The organism is Lentzea aerocolonigenes (assembly GCF_000955955.1).
Classification (GTDB): Bacteria; Actinomycetota; Actinomycetes; order Mycobacteriales; family Pseudonocardiaceae; genus Lentzea; species Lentzea aerocolonigenes_A.
This window is the reverse complement of record NZ_JYJG01000336.1, coordinates 1-1,414: the sequence shown is the minus strand read 5'-3', so window position 1 is coordinate 1,414 and position 1,414 is coordinate 1. Positions and strand designations below refer to the sequence as shown.

General features: G+C 68.0%; 2 protein-coding genes. Both read left to right on the top strand.

Annotated features, from left to right (window positions below; genetic code table 11):
• Positions 1-379 (top strand): ABC transporter permease subunit (locus UK23_RS36195; protein ID WP_045316265.1); only part of this gene is annotated, 379 nt, incomplete at its 5' end.
• A complete protein-coding gene (locus UK23_RS36190; protein ID WP_045316264.1) occupies positions 376-1,383 on the top strand; it encodes a zinc-dependent alcohol dehydrogenase in 1,008 nt (335 codons plus the stop codon). The genes UK23_RS36195 and UK23_RS36190, both read left to right, overlap by 4 nt.
• Positions 1,384-1,414: the final 31 nt, after the last annotated feature.

Below are 1,414 nucleotides of genomic sequence, written 5' to 3'. Positions count from 1 at the left end.
GTACCTCGCGCGGGTGTTCTCCGCCGCATACGTGCCGAACGAGGTGCTCGAAGCCGCACGGGTCGACGGTGCGACCGAGATCCGCAGCTTCTTCTTCGTGGGCCTGAAGATGCTCGCGCCGGGTTACGTGACGATCTTCCTGTTCCAGCTCACGTCGATCTGGAACAACTTCTTCCTGCCGTTGGTGATGCTGTCCGACCAGAACCTGTACCCGCTCAGCCTCGGCCTCTACAGCTGGAACTCGCTCGCGAACATCGACCCGGACTACTACCCGTTGATGGTCGTCGGCTCGCTGTTCGCCTTGTTGCCACTGGTTCTGGCGTTCCTGTTGCTGCAGCGGTACTGGCGATCCGGACTTACCGCTGGGAGTGTCAAATGAGGGTGCTGGAGTACACCGGGGTCCGCTCGCTGCGGTGGCGCGAGGTGCCGGACGCACGGGTGGTCGATCCCACTGACGCAGTGGTGCGGCCGGTCGCCGCCACGACGTGCGATCTCGACCGGGCGGTGATCGCGGGCCACACCCCGTTCCCCGCGCCGCTGCAACTCGGGCACGAGTGCGTGGCCGAGGTCGTGGAGGTCGGGGACGAGGTCGCCGGGCTGGGGGCCGGCGACCTCGTCGTCGTGCCGTGGCACATCTCTTGTGGCACTTGCGCGAACTGCAAGGCTTTGGCGCCTTCGCGGTGCCTGTCGGTGCCTCGGTACGCCATGTTCGGGCTGCCGCTGGGTGGTTCGTGGGGCGGGCTCTTCTCGGAGTTCGTGCGGGTGCCGTGGGCAGCGGCGAACCTCGTGAAGCTGCCGGACGGTGCCGACCCGGCGGCATTCGCGTCCGCCTCGGACAATCTGACGGACGCGTACGGCAGTGTCCTGAAGGGACAGTCGCACGCTCCTGGCGCTCCGCTGCTCGTGTTCGGTGGCACCAGCATCGGCTTGTACGCCTGCGCGTTCGCTCGTGCGCTGAGCGCGTCCCGGGTCCTGTACGTCGACCGGAACGAACGTCGCCGCGCCATCGCTGAGGGGTACGGCGCGCAGACGGCCGTTTCGGCCGACGAGCTGGACCAGCGCGAGTTCCCGCTCACCTACGACGCTTCCGGCCACCCGGACGGGCTGACCGCCGCGTTGAACGCCACCGAGCCGGGCGGGCACTGCCACAGCGCCGGCATCTACTTCGCCGGGGTGAAGGTGCCGACCGGGCCGATGTACATGAACGCCGTGACGTTCACGACGGGCAGGCCCGACATCACGCCGCACCTGCCCGCCGTGCTCGACCTCGTCGGCGGGGGAGCGGTGGATCCCCTGCCGGTGTTCAGCGATCACCTGACGTTCGACTCGCTACCGGAGACCCTGGCCCTGTTGCCGGAGAAACCGCTGGTGACCCGTGGTTGAGCTAGTGGTGTGGCTCGGAACGGTGCCGCGA